The sequence below is a fragment of the Daejeonella sp. AP26 genome (assembly GCF_056680515.1).
On the sequence record NZ_CM155286.1, the window covers coordinates 4,215,257 to 4,236,179 of the forward strand.

Sequence of the window (20,923 nt, forward strand, 5' to 3'; positions counted from 1 at the left end):
TGCGCCTCTTTTGGAAGTAAAAAATAAAAGTTAGATATGGGAATAATGAGTTTTTTGCGGAATCGCGCCGGTGCAATCATTGTATTTGCGATAGGTTTTGCAATTGTTGCTTTTTTATTGGGCGACGCAGTAAAAGTGGGTACACCTTTTTGGAAGGCTAGCCAAAATGAGGTTGGTAAAGTTGCCGGTGAAACGATCTCTATCGAAGATTTTAATAAAAAGGTAGAAGCGAATACCAATAATTTTAAACAGCAAATGGGACAGAGCAACTTAAATGCTCAAATGACCTCCTATGTAGTTGAGAACACGTGGAATCAAACCGTTTCGCAAATCCTGATGGATGATGAAGTAACCCGCCTGGGATTACAGGTAAGCAAAAACGAGCTGAATGATATGATCACAGGAAAAAATCCTGATCAACAGGTAATTCAGAATTTTGGCGATCCTCAAACAGGCCAGCTTAATCGTGCCCAGCTCAATTCTTTTTTAGCTAATGTTAAAAACCAGGACCCTAACAGCGAAATTAGTCAGCAATGGACACAGTTCCTTGTAAATATTCGCCAGAACAAACTGGCTGAAAAATACAACAACCTGATTAAGAACAGTCTGTACGTTACTTCCCTGGAAGCACGTGAAGATTACGATCAGCGCAATAGATTGGCCAGCTTCCGTTACGTGAGCCTTCCGTATTCGGCAGTTGCTGACAACACGGTGAAGCTGACAGACGAAGATTATAAGAACTATTATAACGAGAATAAGAACCGATTTAAAAATCCTGAAGAGACACGCACTTTTGAGTATGTTGTTTTCGATGCAAATCCATCAAAATCCGATTCGACTGACGCCAAGACTCAGATTAACAAACTTCTTGCTGATTTGAAAACCGCGAGCAATGATTCCATGTTTGTTGCTATGAATTCCGATTCTAAGATTCCCGTGACTTATGTTCGTAAAGGTCAGTTAAACCCCGCAATTGATTCGTTAATCTTTAATGCTGCTCCTGGTTCATATGTTGGGCCAGTGTTTAGCGATGGCACTTATTATGCTGCCAAGGTGATTGATTCTAAATTTGGTCCTGATTCAGTAAAAGCGAGTCATATCCTGATTAACCCTGCCACCGAAGGCGGAATAGACAAAGCAAAAATAAAAGCAGATTCCCTGGCTGCTCTGGTTAGGAATGGCGCTTCTTTCGCTGATCTTGCTGCGAAATACGGTACTGATGGAACGAAGGAAAAAGGTGGTGATCTTGGAACTTTTGGTCGCGGTGCAATGGTTCCTGCTTTTGAAGAGGCGGTATTTAACGGCAAGCCGGGTGATCTTAAAGTGATCACCACACAGTTTGGCGTTCATGTTATCAAAATTGATTCTCAGAAAGGATCTTCGCGTCTTGTTAAAGCTGCGGTTATTGATAAGGTGTTGGCAAGCAGCAATAAGACAGAGCAACTGGCATACGGTAAAGCTTCCGCCTTTCTAAGTGCGGCAGATGACGCCAAGGCTTTTGATGAACTTTCGTTAAAAGATGGTAATAGAAAACTTCTTGCTGAGAATGTTTCCCCATCACAAGGTGCTATTCCAAATATTGAAAATCCACGTGAAATGATTCGCTGGGCATTTAAGGCAAACAAGGGCGATGTTTCAAACCAGGTATTTGAAACCGACAATAAGTTTATTGTTGCCAAGCTGGTAAGCATCAATGAGAAGGGATTCTTGCCTCTAGAGCAGGTGAAGCCTCAGATTCAGGAGCTTGTGAGAACGGAAGTGAAAGCAAAAATGTCTCTTGAAAAACTTAACAAGGCGCTTGCAGGTGCCTCAACGATCGATCAGGTAGCCAAAAATGTTGGAAAAACAGCAGTTCCTGTACAGAATATTGTTTTCGCAAATCCGGTTGTTCCTGGCATAGGTCAGGAAAATAAAGTAATAGGAGCAGTATTTGGCTCCCAGCCCGGCAAGCTTTCTAAAGCTATCAAGGGTGAGTTAGGAGCTTACGCTTTTGTAGTGGAAGGATTCAGCAAACCAGCTCCGTTAACGAACACTTATAAGCAGAAGCTGCAGATGACCGAGTCACTGGTTCAGCGTGCCGCTGCAGACGCCTTTAAAGCGTTACGTGAGAAGGCTGAGATTAAAGACTACCGGGTTAACTTCTTTTAACATCATAAAATACTAACTTTGTGTCCGGAAGAGAGTTGTCTCTTCCGGATTTTTTGTTTGCTGCGAAGTCTTTGTTACGCGGATCGGTGTTGAAACGCGCACTCTAAAAGTTTTAAAATTACAAGTCAGACTATTTTACGGAGCAAATTAAGAGCAACTGATTCGATTATGCCCTTGACCTGATCAAGGTAGCGGAAAGACCTTATCCATATCATCTGTTAGTAGAAAAGAAATGCAAATCCAGGAAAACATCGTTAACAAAGTTGCCCAAAGCGGTTTGATCAGCCTGGATCTGGCCGATCTCTATCCGGCTGGAGAGAGGGTTCTCTATGATATAAAGGACAATTTATTTCACGGCTTAATGTTGCGTGAAAAAGATTTCAGAGAGTTTGTAAAGGAACATAACTGGGCTGCTTATACAGGTAAACATATAGGTATTATTTGTTCTGCCGATGCGATAGTGCCGACCTGGGCTTATATGCTTTTGGCTAATAAATTAGCACCCTACGCGGCTTCTGTTATATTTGGGGATCTGGAAACATTAGAAACTGTTCTTTTTCAAGAGGAACTAAATAAGCTCGACGTTGAACAATATCGCGATCAGCGAGTCGTAATAAAAGGTTGCGGAGATATTGCAGTGCCAACTTCGGCTTTTGTGCAAATAACCAGTAAACTTACAGGGGTGGCTAAAAGCATTATGTACGGTGAACCTTGTTCTACTGTTCCTATCTATAAACGTAAAGACTAAAACCGGGAACCGAGAGCTTCCTGTTGAGAGACCAGTAGTCTGCGCCATTCAGATTTCTCCAAATTAATCCAAAGGTTATTAAACAAGTCTAACTTCACTCAACGCATTTAACTTATGCACAATGCCCGAACATTGAATTAAACCGTAAAACATCTGCATGAAGCATCTCATTTTTCTAATTATAATGTCGCTGTCATCAGGCAGCTTAATCGCCCAGGAACTTCCCAACAGGAAAGATGCTGTTTTTAAAGCTGGAGAAGAGTTAAAGTATCGTTTTAGATATGGATTTATTACTGCTGCGGAGGCTACATTAAGGGTCAAAGAATCTGATGTAAAATTTGACAACAGATCTGTATTCCAGTTAACAGCAGAGGGGCGTACTGCCGGTACTTTTAATGTTTTCTACAAGGTGCGTAATCGCTACGATTCTTATATTGATAAAACCAACCTCATTCCTTATTTATACACGGAGAACATTCGTGAAGCTAATTACCGGCGGAATGATAAAGCGCGGTTCTATCAGGATGAGAAGAAAATAGTCACTAACAGAGGCAATTTTAGGAGTGATGGCCAGACGTTTGATATTGTTTCTGCCTATTATTTCGCCCGAAGTCTGGACCTTTCCAAAATCAAACAAGGTGACAAGTTTACGATGGACTATTACTTGGGTGATGGTGTCACCGACCTGACTGTTCAATATGTAGGGAAAGAGAAGGTCAAAACGTCAATGGGAACTTTCAATTGTTTGAAGTTCAGCCCGTCAATCCAACCTGGGCGTATTTTTCGGAAGGATAGCAAGCTGTATCTTTGGATTACCGATGATAATAATAGAATTCCTGTTAAGGCACAAGTAGAAATATTAGTCGGTTCAGTTACCATGGAGTTGACCGATGCTTCCGGCCTTAAATATCCTTTAATGGCGGCCCAGTAATCTTGAAAAAGAAATTTTATAATTGCAATAATGATTGAGGTACAAAGCACATTGGTGCATGAAGATTTGATAAGCGAGAACTTTGTTTGTAATCTCAATAAGTGTAAAGGTGCCTGTTGTATCGAAGGTGATTCCGGAGCGCCATTGGAACTTTCAGAACTTTCAGTTCTAGATGAAATCTACCCTCACGTGAAGCCATATATGACGGAAAAGGGAATTATGACCATTGAAGAGCATGGCACTTTTGTAAAAGATTTTGAAGGTGATTACACTACACCCTGTGTTGATACTTATAAAGAATGTGCTTATGTAACGTGGGAAAACGGAATCACTAAGTGTGCAATTGAAAAAGCATATGAAGACGGTAAGATAGCCTGGAAGAAGCCGATCTCCTGTCATCTTTATCCCATTCGCATTACCAATTATCCCGAATTTGACGTGCTTCATTATGATCGCTGGAATATCTGCAGTCCGGCATGCAGTTTTGGAAAAGAATTAAAGGTTTCCGTTTACCAGTTTTTAAAGGAACCCCTGATCCGTAAATTTGGCGCGGAATGGTATGCCGAACTCGAAGAGCAGGTTGCGGAGCTGAAACAGCTTTGATACGGAGGGTACAATCTTTTCAACTTCTCCTCAAAAGCGACGGTTCTTCGCGTGCAGTGTTCGGTCCTGTTGCATATTAGGAAGGATGTGGCTCTCTCCGGAGCAACAATAGTAGTCCGATTAACCTTGATATGGGCAATCATAAAAACTAACGCACATACACTTTGGACAATATTACCTTCATGAGATAAAAAACGTGATATGAGCTCATTTGTTAAATCAGCCGATTCACAGTATCCTGAATCACTACGAAACATGTAATTCCAGTTATCCAATGCTTTTCACTATTTTCGCAGAATTTTAAGAAAAGCGCGTGAAAAAAATCTATAGTTTGGTCAACAGCCTAAATAATTGCGTGTCATCTTTTGTGGATAATGGTAAAAAAGGTGGGATATGGAGTTAATACAAACGACCTTGCGGGGCTGTGTTTTGCTGAAGCCAGCAATTTTCAATGATCCAAGGGGGTATTTCTTTGAAAGTTTCAATAAACAAAAATTCCAGCAGCTTACTGGTTTGGAAGTTAATTTTGTTCAGGACAACCAATCCTTCTCTTCATACGGAGTGCTTCGTGGACTCCATTTTCAAAAAGGCGAGCATGCCCAGGCAAAACTGGTCAGAGTTCTAAAGGGCGAAGTTTTGGATGTCGCAATTGACTTGCGGCCTGAATCGCCTACGTTTGGAAAGCAGTTTTCAGTAGTGCTAAGTGAAAAAAACAAACTCCAGCTTTTTATTCCCAGGGGCTTTGCCCATGGGTTTGCGGTGGTCAGCGAACAGGCAGAGTTTTTCTACAAATGCGATAATTACTACAATAAGGAATCGGAGGGTGGACTTTTGTTCAGCGACCCTGAGTTAAATGTAGACTGGAATATTCCTGAATCTGAAATTCTCGTGTCAGATAAAGATTTGCAGAACCCCACCTTTAGTTCTTATAAAAAGAGTTTATGAGTAAAACCATCATATTCGGCGCCTCCGGCCAGCTCGGGCAGTGTTTAAGAAAAGTTTCGGAAGAGAAAAACATTCAAGGAATCATTTTTCCCGATGAGGCAACCGCAGATATTTTAAGGCCAGATTTATTAAAGGAACTTTTTGAAAAAGAAAAACCCGACTATGTAATCAATTGTGCTGCTTATACTGCCGTTGATAAAGCGGAAGATGAAGTTGAACTTGCACGAAGGATCAACAAAGACGGCGCTGCGAATCTTGCCAGGCTCTGTAAATCCTATAATTCAATACTAATTCATGTGTCAACGGATTTTGTATTTGCCGGTGATTCCGTGTTTCTTTTAACTGAGCAAGATCCTGCCGAGCCTGTGAATGTTTACGGGTTAACAAAGCTTGAAGGTGAAAGTGCTATAGCGAGCGCTATGAGTAGTTTTTTCATACTTCGGACAAGCTGGCTTTATTCAGAGTACGGAAACAACTTTGTAAAAACCATGCTTAAGCTGGGTCAGGATCGTACTCATTTAAACGTTGTAGCCGATCAGGTAGGAACTCCGACTTATGCCATCGATCTTGCCTCCTGCATTCTTCATTTAATTGAAGCCAAGAACACCGCCTTCGGCATTTATCATTACAGCAATGAAGGTGTTACTTCATGGTATGATTTCGCTAAAGCGATTTTTGCTATCAGTGAAACATCGGTCATAGTTTCACCGGTAACAAGCAAAGAATATCTGACAAAAGCCCAAAGACCTGCTTTTTCAGTTATGGATAAATCAAAAATTAAATCAGCTTTAAATATCGAGGTACCTTACTGGCGCGAGAGTTTGAAAACATGCATTTCAAACCTACAGGGTATTAACAGCAAAGACTAAGGATCAAAGCAAAGATTGATAGCGCATCTCTTTTCTAATGTTTAGCTACTCGTAACCCAATTATGCTATATCTAATATCTCATATCTCACATCTTAATACTCTTCACCTATGAAAGGAATTATACTGGCAGGCGGATCGGGAACGCGGCTTCACCCACTTACATTAGCAGTAAGCAAACAAATGATGCCGGTTTATGATAAGCCGATGATTTATTATCCCTTATCTATTTTGATGCTCGCAGGTATTCGCGAGATTCTAATTATTTCAACTCCTCACGATCTGCCCAATTTCGAGAAATTATTAGGTGACGGAAGTCGTATAGGCTGCGAAATATCTTACGCTGTTCAGGAAGTCCCTAACGGATTGGCGCAGGCATTTGTAATTGGAGAAAAATTTATCGGCAATGACAAGGTAGCGTTGGTTTTAGGAGATAATATTTTTCACGGTGATGGTTTATCCCGCCTGCTTCAAACTATGAACAATCCTGATGGCGGTGTGGTATTTGCATACCAGGTCGCGGATCCTGAACGCTACGGAGTGGTAGAATTTGATGCTAACAACAACGTAATCTCTATTGAGGAAAAACCAGAGCATCCAAAGTCGCATTATGCCGTCCCCGGGTTGTATTTTTATGATAATTCGGTTGTAGAGATTGCTAAAAATATTAAGCCTTCTCCTCGTGGTGAGTATGAAATCACCGATATCAACAAAGAATATCTTCGTCAGGGCAAACTTAAAGTCGGTGTTTTAAGCCGCGGTACCGCCTGGCTGGACACGGGCACCTTTGCATCACTTATGCAAGCCGGACAGTTTGTTCAGGTTATTGAAGAACGCCAGGGACTTAAGATCGGTTGTATTGAGGAAGTCGCTTACCGCATGGGTTTTATCAACTCGGAGCAGTTGCAGCAAGCAGCGGAACCATTATGTAAGAGCGGTTACGGAGAATACTTACTAAAGCTTGTGAAGTAAATACCCCTTGGCTTAAAGGCGCTAAGCCTTTTAAATCAATAAAAAACAATACTTTTACAGCGCTTAATTTTAGGCTGCAATGGATGCGATGATTGGGGGATCAGCGCCTGATTATTTGTGTTACATCATACCAATTCTATAAATTTTAATGAAAGTTGCTTTAATTACAGGGATCACGGGCCAGGACGGAGCTTATTTAGCCGAGTTCTTATTGAAAAAAGGATATTTTGTGCATGGCTTGAAACGCCGTAGTTCCTTATTTAACACAGATCGAATAGATCATCTCTATCAGGATCCGCATGAGGAAAATTTAAATATAAAACTCCATTATGGAGATCTGACCGACTCAACTAATCTTATCCGGATCATACAGGAAGTTCAGCCTGATGAAATTTACAACCTGGCTGCTATGAGCCATGTTCAGGTAAGTTTCGAAACACCTGAATATACTGCCAACGCTGATGGTATTGGTACTCTTCGTATTTTGGAAGCTGTTCGCTTATTAGGCTTAACAGAAAAAACACGTATATATCAAGCTTCTACTTCAGAGCTTTATGGGTTAGTGCAGGCTGTTCCGCAGAGCGAGACAACTCCTTTTTATCCGCGTTCTCCTTATGCTGTTGCAAAAATGTACGCTTACTGGATCACAGTAAATTATAGAGAAGCCTATAAGATGTATGCCTGCAACGGTATTCTGTTTAACCACGAAAGTCCTATACGGGGGGAAACTTTTGTTACCCGTAAGATCACCAGGGCTGCTGCAAAAATTGCCCTTGGCCTTCAGAATTGCCTGTACCTGGGTAATTTGTCGGCGCGACGAGACTGGGGCCACGCTAAAGATTACGTGGAAGCTATGTGGCTCATACTTCAACAGGAAAAGCCAGAGGATTTTGTAATTGCCACTGGTGTGACCACAACCGTCCGCGACTTTATCAGGATGAGTTTTCTGGAGTTGGGTATTGAAGTTGAGTTCAGTGGGCAAGATGAAAACGAAAAAGGCGTGATCATTGATTTTGATGATGAAAAATGTGCCGAGCTCGGTATTAGTACAGAGACTTTGAAGTTAGGTCAAACGATAGTCAAGGTTGATGCTAAATATTTCAGGCCAACAGAAGTGGATCTTTTAATTGGTGATCCCACAAAATCTAACACTAAATTAGGGTGGAAGCCCAAGTATGACCTGGCAGCCTTAGTAAAAGAAATGGTGGCTTCCGATCTGCATTTGATGAAAAAAGATGAATATTTAAAGAAGGGCGGATTTAAGGTGTTAAATTATTTTGAGTAGGGGATGTTGTTCGGATATAAATCCGGTTTATGATTTCCTGAGGTCACTTACCTAAGTGGAGCCTAAGGATGGAATATCACAGTTACTAGCCCATACAGAAGCATTTTAAAAAGCCAAAACAACATAGACAGAAATTGATTTAAATGTATTGAATGAAGTCCCGATGAACCAAAAACTTGCTGATTCCGGTGCCTGCTCCAATACTCAATACTCAAATCTCATATCTCTTTTAATGAATTGTAAAAGAATCATTCTAATCCTGTGTCTGCTAACAGGCATTTTCTATACAGGGTTAAGCCACGCACAAGCAATAAGTACACAAAACCTAAGTAACATCAGGGTTGATGATCTTTCCGATGATCAAATACGTGCTTTTTTGCGTCAGGTTGAATCAACGGGCTTATCAGAAGCTCAGTTGGAGCAAGTAGCGGAAGCCCGTGGCATGCGCCCCGAAGAAATCAGGAAGTTAAGGGAAAGGGTAGAGAAAATTAAAAAGGGGGCGGGGGACAAGGAAAAAGCCTCGGCTGCTGATAAGCGACGGCAATCCAGCAGCAGGGAATTAAACTTTGAACAGGATACAATTGCCAGGGGCGAGAAAGACCCTGAGACTGAAGCGGAGAAAGCGCTGTTGGAGCTTAAGTCTAAAATCTTCGGCGCAAGCCTCTTCAAAAATGCAAATCTGAGCTTTGAGCCCAACCTTCGTCTGGCCACCCCGGGAAATTATATGATAGGGCCCGATGATGAGATTGTCATCGACATCACCGGTGACAACGAAGCGAACTATAAACTTCAGGTTAGTCCTGAAGGAACTATTCGGATCGAGTATGCAGGCATTGTTTCCGTTAGCGGTTTGACAGTGGAACAGGCTACCCAGAAGATACGCTCAAGGCTGGCTTCGACTTATCCGGGTATTCGGAGTGGCCGAACTCAGGTCACCATCGGCATTGGAAATATCCGGAGTATACGGGTTACACTTCTTGGAGAAGTAGTGAAGCCAGGTTCATACACGCTACCTTCTTTAGCTACAGCATTTAATGCTCTATATGCTTCCGGTGGTCCCACTGAAAACGGCTCTTTTCGTGAAATACAAATTATCCGTAACAATAAAGTAATCGGCAAATTGGATGTGTATGAATTTTTGTTGAAAGGCTTCCAAACAAATAATATTCGTTTACAGGATCAGGATGTTATTCGAATTCCAACCTACAAAATCCGGGTTGAGTTTACTGGTGAGGTAAAACGGCCGGCCATCTTTGAAGCAGTTCCGGGAGAATCTCTTCAGGATGTTATTAATTTTGCGGGAGGGTTTACTACACAGGCTTATAGTGCCCGTATCAAAATATTGCAAAATACAGATCGTGAAAGACGGATTACTGATGTTTTTGCCGCTGAATTTGCCACTTACCAGCCTAAGAATGGGGACAAGTACTTCGCAGAGCCTATTCTTGATCGTTTTGAAAATCGCGTCACGATCGAAGGAGCTGTTTTCCGTCCCGGGCAATTTGAATTGGAGAAAGGCCTGACGTTAGCGCGCCTTATTGAGAAAGCGGAAGGCGTTACAGAAGATGCTTTTATGTCTCGCGGTTACATCACCCGTTTGAAAGCCGATAATACATCCCAACTAATTTCATTCGATCTGGATAAGATAGTCGCAGGCACTGTGCCTGATATCGCCTTGCAAAGGGAGGATATTGTGACGATCGCATCGATATTTGAACTCCGCGATGAGTATAAGGTGTCCATCGACGGGGAAGTTCGTGAACCGGGAACTTTCGACTACTCCGAAGGGATGAGCCTGGAGGACCTGATTGTTAAGTCGGGCGGCTTTAAAGAAGGTGCCAGCCCTAAACGCATAGAAATTTCCAGACGGGTAAGTAACAGCAATGCCTTATCTGCTTCCGCTTTAACAGCGAGAGTCTTCCAGGTGGATGTAGATCAAAATCTGAAACTCGTCGGAAATAAGTTTATACTTCAACCCTTTGATATCGTTTCCGTAAGAAGTGAAACAGGTTATGAAATTCAAAGACAGGTACGTATTGAAGGCGAAGTACTTTATCCCGGCACCTATACTGTCGTTAGAAAAGATGAGCGGATCTCCGACCTGGTTGCAAGAGCCGGTGGGTTAACTGCCCTTGCCTATACTAAAGGTGCATCCTTGAAGCGTCCTGGATCAGCTGCCAAAACTTCTCTTAATAACGATTTTGATAAATCAAATGAAGAACTGGAGAGGGCTAAAAGATTCCAACGCCTGCAGGGTAAGCTAAGTGATACCACTGATTTTGAAAAGGAGCAGGAAGCTATTAGAAATATTTATGTTGGAATAAACCTTGATAAGATATTGGAAAAGCCAGGTTCCGATTATGACCTGACCCTGGAAGAAGGTGACACCATAAGAGTGCCTAAGCAATTGCAAACTATTAAGGTAAGCGGCGAAGTGCTTTCTCCAAATTCAATCATTTATGATAAAGGCAAAAGCTTTAAGCGTTATATATCGGAAGCAGGGGGATTTTCAGACAAGTCATTAAAAAGGCGATCATATATTGCTTATGCGAACGGGGCTGTTAAGAGTACGAAGAAAACATTATTGTTTTTTAATAATTATCCTAAAGTACAGCCTGGAGCAGAGATATTTGTGCCTACCAAAGAGGAAAAGCGTAGAATTAGCGCCGGTGAATTTGTAGGTATCACCAGTGGTCTGGCTTCGCTTGCGGTGATCTTATTAAATCTCATCAAGTAGTATGGAAAATAAGGATCTTAAAAAGCAGCCGCCAGCTTTTCCCACAAAAAAAGCCCCTATCTCCTTTTCGGAAAGCAGCCAGCTAGATCCTGGTCAGAGGTCTTCTGAACCGTTAGGGCGATCCGGCGAAGCCACTGACCGGACAGATGAGATATCTATTAAAGAGATTAGACTTAAGTTAAAAGAGTGGTATAAATATCTTTGGAGCAAGTGGCTTATTATTTTCATCGCAGCACTGGTTGGTGGAGTAATCGGATGGACTTATGCATGGATGAAAAAGCCAGTTTATACGGCTACTACAACCTTTGTTTTAGAAACTGCCGACGGCGTGGGAAGTGGTTTAAGCCGCTACGCCGGTATTGCTTCTATGATAGGCATTGATGCCGGTGGAGGTGGCGGTATTTTCCAGGGAGATAATATTCTAGAACTCTATAAATCCCGGACAATGATCCAAAAGACTTTGCTTAGTGAGATTGATACCGGGGCGGATCTGCTTATAGACCGGTACATTAACTTCAATAAGCTGCGGGCTTCCTGGAACGAAAATGATGAATTAAAGAATATACAGTTCAGACTTAAACCGGGCGAACTATTCAGCAGAAGACAGGATAGCATTCTAGGAGGCATCGTTAAACGTATCAACGAAAGTTATTTAACGGTTTCAAAGCCGGACAAAAAACTTAGTATCATTCAGGTCGATGTAAGAGCTCCTGATGAAATCTTTGCCAAGAGTTTTAATGAACAAATAGTAAAGAATGTAAACGATTTCTACGTTCAGACGAAAACAAAGAAGGCTTTAGACAATGTTGCCATCCTGCAGCAAAAAACAGATTCTGTACGTGCAGCAATGAACAGTGCGATATATACATCCGCCGTTGTGGCTGACGCTACTCCAAATTTAAATCCAACACGGCAGGTTCAGCGCGTTGCGCCCATGCAGCGTTCACAGTTTGCAACGGAAACGAATAAAGCAATATTGAGTGAATTAATGAAGAATCTGGAAATGTCAAAAATGGCCTTACGCCAGGAAACTCCACTAATACAGGTAGTAGATCAACCAATTTTTCCACTTGATAAGAGTGCTATCGGTAAATTAACGAGCGGTTTTCTTGCAGCCATGTTCGTAGCATTTCTAATTAGTCTTCTGTTACTGTTTAGAAAACCATAGTGCCAACATTTAAGGCTATAAACATCAAATAAATTTTTATTATTTAAGATATGTTAGATCTCAACAATAAACAAGTATTGATAACCGGAGGGACGGGATCTTTAGGTAAGGCTTTGACAAAGACCATCTTCGAAAAATGGCCGCAGATCAGACGTCTGGTTATTTTTTCGAGGGATGAACAAAAGCAATTTGAGATGGCGCAGGAATACCCTGTGCACATTTTTCCTGCGATCCGTTTTTTTATAGGCGACATAAGAGACCTTGATCGTTTACAACGCGCATTTAATGGAATCGATTTTATCATACACGCTGCGGCAATGAAGCATGTTCCTATCGCAGAGTATAATCCAATGGAATGTGTCAAAACGAACATCAATGGTGCTGAAAACATCATTAATGCAGCGATGGATTCCGGAGTCAAACATGTAGTAGCGCTATCAACTGATAAAGCTGCAGCCCCGATTAATCTATATGGTGCCACCAAGCTTGTTTCAGATAAGCTGTTTGTTGCCGCAAATAACATCAGGGGTAACAACCCTATTAAATTCTCGGTCGTTCGATATGGCAACGTAATGGGTTCCAACGGATCTGTAATTCCTTTCTTTCTGAAGAAGCGCAAAGAGGGGGTTTTACCCATCACCGTTGAGTCAATGACGCGCTTCAATATTTCGCTTGAGGGCGGTGTGAGTATGGTTCTTCATGCACTGGAGACTGCATGGGGCGGGGAAATTTTCGTTCCAAAGATTCCTTCGTACCGAATTACTGACATTGCAAAAGCAATCGGTCCTGAGTGTGAGCATAAGCTGATAGGAATCAGACCCGGAGAAAAGATTCATGAAGAAATGATCACATCATCGGATTCCTTTTTTACATATGACCTCGGGAAGTATTATGCCATACTTCCGCAAACCCCAAAGTGGCAACTCAGCGATTTTATCGAGCATTTTAAAGCCGTTAAGGTCGCTGAAGGATTTCAATACAGCTCAGACAATAACGAAGAATGGGAAACGGTTGAAAGTATGCGTCAGCTAATAAAAGAGCACGTTAACTCGTCATTTGAAGTATAAATATGAATCCTATTTTTTACGGCAGGCAAAATATCACAGAAGAGGATATAGAGGCAGTTATAAAGACCCTTCAGTCAGATTACCTGACACAGGGACCAATGATTGCCGAATTTGAAGGCGCATTCGCACAATACGTTGGGAGTGAATTTGCAGTGGCGGTTGCTAACGGAACCGCCGCCTTACACTTATGCGCGTTGGCTTTGGATATTAAGGCAGGAGATAAAGTAATCACGACGCCGATCACTTTTGCGGCTTCCGCCAACTGTGTGCGCTATTGCGGTGGAGAAGTGATATTTGGCGATATTGACCCTGATACCTATCTTTTGGATATTAATTCTGTTAGACTTCTATTAGATTCTAGTCCTAAAGGGACCTACAAAGGGATTATACCGGTAGATTTCGCCGGGCGCGCTGTGGATCTGGAAGCTTTCAAAAAGTTAGCCAATGAATATGAGCTTTGGATTATTGAAGATGCCTGTCATGCACCCGGTGGATACTTTATAGATGAGAGCGGCAGTACCCAGAAATGTGGTAATGGAGCTTTTGCCGACCTGGCGATCTTTTCCTTTCACCCAGTTAAGCATATAGCTTCTGGCGAGGGAGGCATGATCACGACTAATGACCGTGCATTATATGAAAGACTGCTGAAACTGAGGACTCATGGAATTGTGAAATCTGAAGATGCCTATACCAATTCTATTGAATTCGCCGGTGGTAAGGAAAGCTACCCGGGATGGTATATGGAAATGCAGGAATTGGGATATAATTACCGGCTGACGGATTTCCAGGCGGCTTTGGGTATAAGTCAGCTTAAAAGAGCAGATGAAGGTCTCGCCAGAAGACGAGCCATTGCGCAGAAATATGCAGAGGCCTTTGATGATAAACCATTTATCAAGGGGCAGTCGGGCATAATCGAGGGCCATGCTTATCATCTGTACGTTTTAGAGACAGAAGATCGATTAGGGTTATATAATCATCTGAGAGAGCATCGCATCTATGCTCAGATCCATTATATTCCCTGTCATTTAATGCCATATTACAGGGATCGCGGTTGGAAGGAAGGAGATAGACCTTTCTCCGAAAACTATTACAGGAGTTGTATTAGCCTGCCTATGTACCCAACCCTTTCGGAGGAAGAGCAGCAATTTGTCATTCAAGAAATTTGCAATTTTTATAGTGTCTAATTTAGCAATTATACCAGCACGAGGTGGGAGCAAGCGTATACCCCGGAAAAATATCAAAGATTTCCTGGGCAAGCCAATTATCGCTTATTCCATCGAGACCGCATTTGCCAGCGGGCTATTCGATGAAGTGATGGTATCCACGGATGATCAGGAAATTGCTGACCTTGCAAAAAAGTACGGAGCGTCTGTTCCGTTTTTTAGAAGCACATCGAACGCGGATGATTATGCGAGCACAATAGATGTTTTAAAGGAGGTCGAACTGGATTATAAGCAAAAGCTGAACAAGTCATTCGAGTACATCTGCTGCATTTACCCAACTGCACCACTGATGAATGTAATTCACCTTCAAAGTGGATTAAGAAAGATGCAAAAAACAGATGTGGATGTCGTATTTCCTGTCGTTTCATTCTCTTATCCCGTTTGGAGAGGTGTAGAAATACAGAATGGCAAGACAAGACTATTATGGCAGGAATATCGGGATACCCGGTCACAGGATTTGAAACCGGTTTACCATGATGCAGGCCAATGGTATTGGTATAATCCTGCAAAAGTAACAGGATCTCTTTTTACTGAAAATACTTCTTCGATCATCCTACAGGAAGAGGAGGTGCAGGATATAGATAACCTTACAGACTGGAAAATAGCCGAGATGAAATACAAGCTCATTAATGACAGATAAGATTTATATACGTGTTGACGGTGGGTCTGAGATTGGCTTAGGGCATTTAGTTAGGTGTATGGCTTTAGCTGAAATGATCAAAAGGGATTTTGTTATTCATTTTGTATCAAAGGAAATTCCCGGCAGTGTTGAAAGCCAGCTTATTCAAAGCGGGTTCTTTTTTACCCACATAACCAGTGAATCCGATTTTTTTGCTTTGCTGAGGGGAGAGAATATCGTGATTTTAGACCACTACGGTTTTAATCTGGATTATCAGAAGCAGATAAAGGATCTCGGAAATAAACTTGTTTGCATTGACGATTTACATGACCAACCTTTCTATGCAGATTTATTGATTAATCATTCACCCGGGGTGACTGCTGAAATGTATAGGGCCCTGCCATATACCCAATTTGCTTTAGGCTTAAAATACGCGCTGTTGCGGCCACAGTTTTTGGAACAGGCGAAACAAAAAAGAAAAATCCAGGCAATCCGATCGGTTTTTATTTGCTTCGGAGGCTCAGATCCGAGGAACCTGACCCTTCAGGTGCTGAAAGTTGTATCAGAATTTGAAGCATTCGATCAAATTATTGTTGTCACCGGTGCCGGCTACCGTGAGTTGAATACCTTAAACCAAGCGATTGCGAACATCAGTAAGATTACGCACTTCCATGCCGTAGGGGAGTCGGAAATGCTCAGGTTGATGTTACAGGCAGAACTTGCAATCGTACCGTCTAGTGGCATATTGCTGGAAGTGCTGGCGGTGGGGTTATGTGTGATATCCGGGTCCTACGTAAATAACCAGACGGGTCTTTTTGAAAATTTCAAAAAACTGGGATCGTTTGTTAGTGCGGAAGACTTTTCGAACAGTTCTTTAAGAATCGCGTTGAATGAGGTGCTTCAAAAAACTGAATTTGATTCAACTGAAATCGATGGAAGATCGCCGGAGCGGATTCTAAAAGTTTTCCACCAGCTTGCCAATGAACAACTCCTCAAGTTAGGTCGTGCACAACTATCTGATGCCAATATAACCTATAATTGGGCGATAAATAAGACGATTCGGGCGTACTCATTTAACAGTGACCAGATAAGACCAGACGAGCATCTGGCATGGTTTACATCTAAGATAAATAGCGCTGATTGTTATTATTATATTGCAGAATTCAACAAACAGATAATAGGTTCGATCAGATTCGACATTAATGACAGGGAAGCCGTAATAAGTTACCTGCTCGATAGCAGCTATCACAATAAAGGCTTAGGCATATCATTATTAAGAGCCGGAATCGCTGAGCTTATGAATGAAGCCGGCGCAGGTTTCACCAGGATCGTCGGTTTCGTGATGCACGGGAATAAAGCCTCAAGCAAAGTTTTTGAGAAATTAGGTTTTATTGAAACCTGTGATGAAAAAAAATTAAAATACACGTACCTAATAACGCCCGCCAATGCAGATTGAAGATTATATCATAGATAGTAACAGCCCTGTTTTTATTATCGCCGAACTTTCAGCGAATCATAATGGCAGTCTGGACGTGGCATTGCAAACAATCCAGGCCGCTAAAAGAGCGGGAGCCAATTGTATTAAATTTCAAACATATACTGCCGATACAATCACGATCAATGCAAGGCAAGATGACTTTAGAATTGGAGGAACAATCTGGGACGGGCAGTATTTATACGATTTGTATAAGGAAGCCTATACTCCCTGGGAATGGCATCAGCAGTTATTTCAATTTGCAAGGAAAGAAGGACTCATTTGTTTTTCATCCCCGTTTGACCATAGCTCGGTCGACCTGTTAGAAAGCTTGGACACACCTGCTTATAAGATAGCTTCCTTTGAAATCACAGACATTCCTCTTATAGAGTATGTAGCAGCAAAGGGAAAACCAGTAATTATTTCTACAGGTATTGCTGAAATCCAGGATATTGAACTGGCCCTCGACGCTTGCAAGCGAATGGGGAACAATGATATAGCTTTACTAAAGTGTACATCCAGTTATCCGGCGCCTATAGAAGAGGCTAATATGGTTATGGTCAGGGACCTTGCCGAACGTTACGGAGTGATAAGCGGCTTATCCGACCACACTATCGGAAATACCGTCCCTGTAGTAGCAACTTGCTTTGGTGCTAAGATTATCGAGAAACACTTTATACTGGATAGGTCTATAGGCGGTCCGGATGCTTCCTTTTCTATGAACGAACAAGAGTTCACTGAAATGGTAAAGGCGGTCAGGGCTGCTGAAAAAGCTATTGGAGTAGTGGATTATAAACTTACGGAGAAACAAAGGAAAGGCAGGGATTTTTCCCGTTCTCTATATGTTGTAAAGGATATTAAGCAGGGAGAAGTCTTTACCGAAGAAAATATTCGCTCGATCAGGCCAGGTTATGGCCTTCATCCACGGTATTATAATGAGATTTTGGGCAAAAAATCCAATGCCGATATTGCTTTTGGCTCAAGGCTCAGCCTTTCACATATTGACAAGCAATAGCGACCGGGTACCTTCGTGGTGGCCATTAGCGCTTAATAAGCCGTTGTAGCAGCATTTCTTGCAGTTTAGTTCATGATTAATACTGGTTTCGATTAGAAACCTTGCTTCTTTTTTACCCGGAATTACAAGTTAATGCACAGATAAGGTAGATGAAAGTTTCTAAAAAGAAATTCATAGCAGATTCATTAATCTATATTTTTTTACCGAAGGTCTCTGTACTTGCTTCGATCATAATCCTTCCTTTAATCTCGCCATTTCTAACCCTGGAAGATTATGGTTTATATGGTTTGATTCTCGCGTATGTTTCCATATTTCAGATCGCTCTTATTCTGGGCCAGAATGTGATCCTTCAAAACTCATACTTCGACTATAAAAATAAGTTCTTCCTGGTTTGGCAAAGGTGCTTCGGCATCATGACCATAGGCGCTATTTTATCTAGTGTGATATTCTTTCTGATTCTGTATTTCACTCTGCAATCTGAATTAAAGGATTCATGGTTATTGGTTGGCTTCCTGATTACTGTCTTTTTAGTTCTCTCGCCTCTTGACACCATAGCTGTCAGTTATTTTGTCTTGAAAGAGAAATCCCTCCCCTTCGCATACGGCTCTGCTCTAAGCGGATTAATCGGTGTCGTGGTGACTTTTGTCTGTATAAGGTATTTCGGTTTGGGTTATTTGGGATGGATCATTAGCCTTCCGGTTACAGCGCTTATAAAGTGTCTCTGCTATGTTAGAACCTTATTTTTTCGTGAAAAGATCTTTCCGGTATTTAATATCAAAAAGAGGTTTTGGAAAAAGGCCATCCGTATTGGATTACCCCTAACCCCGCATCAGCTCTCTCTATATATCCTGGGGTCATCAGACAGGCTGCTGCTCCAATACTTTAAGATCCCGGTTTCACAATTGGGCTTCTACAGCCAGGGTTATAATTTCGGTTCTCAGTCAAGCATTATTATTGGCGGAATTTTTCAGGCATTATCAAAGAACTTACAAGAAGGCTTTCGGGGAACAGAGGAATATCATAGGATATTTATCAGGAAGCTAATGATCATTGTACCTCTTTCTATTTCGTTGTTTTTGTTTGCCGGTAGTCTATGGACCAGGGAGATATTTTTCTTTCTTTTCAGAAATCCTGAACTAAGAATGTCTTATCCGGTTACGATTGTTGTTATTTCTTCATACATGTACTGGAGTGTGTACACCTTTTTTACCTATCCGCTTTCTATAAAGGGAAAAACATTTTCAATTTCTAAGATATCGTTAACAGCTTCTGCGGTGAATATTGCTGGTAACTTAATCGCGATACCTTTGTTCGGTATCTGGGGTGCCCTTGGAACTACCTACCTATCGTATATGATATTTGGGATAGCAGGTATATTCAATAAGGAGAACCGGGAATTTCTAAACCGGTATATCAATGTAACTAAACTTTGTTTTTATTTCATGATGATTAATCTTGCGCTTTTTGTTGCCGCGTTTTTAACTAAAGATTTGAATATCACAACAAAGTTATTTGTAACCCTGGGGATACTTTCGATATTAACTTTTTCCCTTCTAAAACTTTTTCCGGGGTTAATAGCACAGCTTCGCAGGAACCTGCCCAATTAGCCGGTAACCATCCATCTAACCTAATCTGTACATAAAAAAAGATTATGTTTACATTTGTCGCCTATGAAAATACTAATACAGAGCTGCTATTCTTATGCGCCGCATTTAGAAACTGAATTAGAACTTGCATTTGATTACGTACAAAAGGGGCATGATGTCTATTTTTTGCTTGGTAATGATGTCTTCGAATACTCTTTTGCAAATCCCCTTAACAGAAAATTGATCTCCTGGCAAGGTGAATCGCGCATCAAAAATGGAATCACGCTTTTGAAGGAGGTTTCCGGCGCAAACAAGGACAGAGTCCATAGTCTCATTTATCCGCAAATGGATGTCAGGTTTCCTGAAATTCCCGTGTTTAAAGATCTTTCAGAGCTGAAGAGGTATGAGTATAAAGGTATCGATGTAGGCTTAGCTGCTGCTTCATCGCTTATATCCTTTGTTCGGGATCACAAGATGGACACCTTCGAAAACAAGGAATTAATTGAAAGGGCAATCAGGACAGCGATCTTTGTTTTTGAGACCGGACAGAAGATCCTTGACGAGGTCAATCCCGATAAGGTAATTATTTTTAACGGTCGGTTTGTTGAAAACAGGCCTCTGTTACGTTTATGTGAAATAAAAGGCATCGACTATTATACTCATGAACGAGCCGGGAAGCTGGACCGCTATCTTTTCCGGGAGAACGCTATTCCCCATTCCATTGAATCAGCCTTTAAGGAAATAAATGACTTATGGGATAGTGCGGAAAACGATAGAGAGGAAATTGGCAAGCGCTTCTTTCTTGACCGTCAAAAGGGGCTGGAACAATCCTGGTATTCATTTACCGATAAACAGGAAAAGGGACTGTTACCTGCGGCGTGGGACGAAAGCAAATCCAATATTGTGATCTATAATTCATCTATGGACGAGTATGAAGGAATAGCAGGCTTTGATAATCCCATTTACGAAAATGACAATGATGGCATTGACCGGATCTGCAAGGATTTGTTAGAAACCAGCGACACGCAAGTTTTCGTCAGGATACATCCAAATTTAAAGAACTTAAATAACAGCCAGATACGGCAGTTGGAAGAGTTTGATGCCCGGTACCCAAATCTACATCTGATCCGTGCAGAGGAAGTTGTTGATTCGTATGCATTACTTAAAGCTGCTGATAAGGTTTTGGTATTTACTTCGACAATGGGGGTAGAGGCGGCTTTTTGGAATAAAATTGTTATCCTCGCCGGAAGATCCTTCGCGGAGGGTTTAAACTGCTTCCACAAGCCAAAAAGTCACAAAGAAACCATTGAGCTACTGCTTAACACAGATCTTCCAATCCTGGACAAGGCTGATTCCTTAAAATACGGTTATTGGCAATTATCATATGGCAGGCCATTCAAATATTATAAGCCGGAATCCGTTACTTCCGGTAGCTTCATGGGAAAATATATAAAACCGGGATATCTTTACAATCTGTTAAATGACGTTGCTACAAATATTCACATACTTAAGAAGCAATTAAAAAGCGCCTGACC

At 41.6% G+C, this 20,923-nt stretch carries 17 protein-coding genes; all 17 read left to right on the plus strand.

All coding sequences use genetic code 11. The features are described 5' to 3' along the window. Positions 1-45: 45 nt before the first annotated feature. The 17 genes from AC1MCB_RS17990 to AC1MCB_RS18070 all read left to right on the plus strand — a co-directional run bounded on the left by AC1MCB_RS17990 (position 46) and on the right by AC1MCB_RS18070 (position 20,921). Positions 46-2,148, plus strand: a complete 2,103-nt coding sequence (locus tag AC1MCB_RS17990) for a SurA N-terminal domain-containing protein (RefSeq protein WP_479966102.1) — start codon at positions 46-48, stop codon at positions 2,146-2,148. A gap of 232 nt (positions 2,149-2,380) precedes the next feature. After that, the gene (locus tag AC1MCB_RS17995; protein WP_479966103.1) at positions 2,381-2,896 is read left to right on the plus strand and encodes a DUF2480 family protein; all 516 of its coding nucleotides are present in this window, start codon (positions 2,381-2,383) and stop codon (positions 2,894-2,896) included. Between the two features lie 157 nt (positions 2,897-3,053). After that, positions 3,054-3,827 carry a DUF3108 domain-containing protein gene (locus tag AC1MCB_RS18000; protein WP_479966104.1) on the plus strand — a complete coding sequence of 258 codons (774 nt, stop codon included), beginning with the start codon at positions 3,054-3,056 and terminating at the stop codon, positions 3,825-3,827. A 30-nt stretch (positions 3,828-3,857) separates the two neighbouring features. Next, complete coding sequence (locus AC1MCB_RS18005) at positions 3,858-4,430, plus strand: DUF3109 family protein (RefSeq protein ID WP_479966105.1); 573 nt, start codon at positions 3,858-3,860, stop codon at positions 4,428-4,430. A gap of 393 nt (positions 4,431-4,823) precedes the next feature. Continuing rightward, positions 4,824-5,375 (plus strand): dTDP-4-dehydrorhamnose 3,5-epimerase, encoded by a 552-nt coding sequence (rfbC, locus tag AC1MCB_RS18010; protein WP_479966106.1) that lies wholly within the window; start codon positions 4,824-4,826, stop codon positions 5,373-5,375. After that, complete coding sequence (gene rfbD, locus AC1MCB_RS18015) at positions 5,372-6,244, plus strand: dTDP-4-dehydrorhamnose reductase (RefSeq protein WP_479966107.1); 873 nt, start codon at positions 5,372-5,374, stop codon at positions 6,242-6,244. The genes rfbC and rfbD overlap by 4 nt, the downstream gene beginning before the upstream one ends. A gap of 109 nt (positions 6,245-6,353) precedes the next feature. Then, positions 6,354-7,214 carry a glucose-1-phosphate thymidylyltransferase RfbA gene (gene rfbA, locus AC1MCB_RS18020; RefSeq protein ID WP_479966108.1) on the plus strand — a complete coding sequence of 287 codons (861 nt, stop codon included), beginning with the start codon at positions 6,354-6,356 and terminating at the stop codon, positions 7,212-7,214. A gap of 148 nt (positions 7,215-7,362) precedes the next feature. Continuing rightward, positions 7,363-8,499: a GDP-mannose 4,6-dehydratase gene (gene gmd, locus AC1MCB_RS18025; RefSeq protein WP_479966109.1), complete on the plus strand. Its 1,137-nt coding sequence runs from the start codon at positions 7,363-7,365 to the stop codon at positions 8,497-8,499. Between the two features lie 232 nt (positions 8,500-8,731). Beyond that, the gene (locus AC1MCB_RS18030) at positions 8,732-11,236 is read left to right on the plus strand and encodes an SLBB domain-containing protein (RefSeq protein WP_479966110.1); all 2,505 of its coding nucleotides are present in this window, start codon (positions 8,732-8,734) and stop codon (positions 11,234-11,236) included. A 1-nt stretch (position 11,237) separates the two neighbouring features. Continuing rightward, positions 11,238-12,404: a Wzz/FepE/Etk N-terminal domain-containing protein gene (locus AC1MCB_RS18035; protein WP_479966111.1), complete on the plus strand. Its 1,167-nt coding sequence runs from the start codon at positions 11,238-11,240 to the stop codon at positions 12,402-12,404. A 50-nt stretch (positions 12,405-12,454) separates the two neighbouring features. Then, positions 12,455-13,471 carry a UDP-N-acetylglucosamine 4,6-dehydratase (inverting) gene (gene pseB, locus AC1MCB_RS18040; protein WP_479966112.1) on the plus strand — a complete coding sequence of 339 codons (1,017 nt, stop codon included), beginning with the start codon at positions 12,455-12,457 and terminating at the stop codon, positions 13,469-13,471. A gap of 2 nt (positions 13,472-13,473) precedes the next feature. Continuing rightward, complete coding sequence (pseC, locus tag AC1MCB_RS18045; protein WP_479966113.1) at positions 13,474-14,655, plus strand: UDP-4-amino-4,6-dideoxy-N-acetyl-beta-L-altrosamine transaminase; 1,182 nt, start codon at positions 13,474-13,476, stop codon at positions 14,653-14,655. Next, the gene (pseF, locus tag AC1MCB_RS18050) at positions 14,648-15,334 is read left to right on the plus strand and encodes a pseudaminic acid cytidylyltransferase (protein WP_479966114.1); all 687 of its coding nucleotides are present in this window, start codon (positions 14,648-14,650) and stop codon (positions 15,332-15,334) included. The genes pseC and pseF overlap by 8 nt, the downstream gene beginning before the upstream one ends. Beyond that, positions 15,324-16,769, plus strand: a complete 1,446-nt coding sequence (gene pseG / locus AC1MCB_RS18055) for a UDP-2,4-diacetamido-2,4,6-trideoxy-beta-L-altropyranose hydrolase (protein WP_479966115.1) — start codon at positions 15,324-15,326, stop codon at positions 16,767-16,769. The genes pseF and pseG overlap by 11 nt, the downstream gene beginning before the upstream one ends. Further along, positions 16,759-17,802 (plus strand): pseudaminic acid synthase, encoded by a 1,044-nt coding sequence (pseI, locus tag AC1MCB_RS18060; RefSeq protein WP_479966116.1) that lies wholly within the window; start codon positions 16,759-16,761, stop codon positions 17,800-17,802. The genes pseG and pseI overlap by 11 nt, the downstream gene beginning before the upstream one ends. A 149-nt stretch (positions 17,803-17,951) precedes the next feature. Further along, on the plus strand, positions 17,952-19,409 hold the full coding sequence (locus AC1MCB_RS18065) for a lipopolysaccharide biosynthesis protein (protein WP_479966117.1): 1,458 nt from the start codon (positions 17,952-17,954) through the stop codon (positions 19,407-19,409). Positions 19,410-19,472: 63 nt separating this feature from the next. Continuing rightward, on the plus strand, positions 19,473-20,921 hold the full coding sequence (locus tag AC1MCB_RS18070) for a capsular polysaccharide export protein, LipB/KpsS family (protein ID WP_479966118.1): 1,449 nt from the start codon (positions 19,473-19,475) through the stop codon (positions 20,919-20,921). The last annotated feature ends 2 nt before the right edge of the window (positions 20,922-20,923 follow it).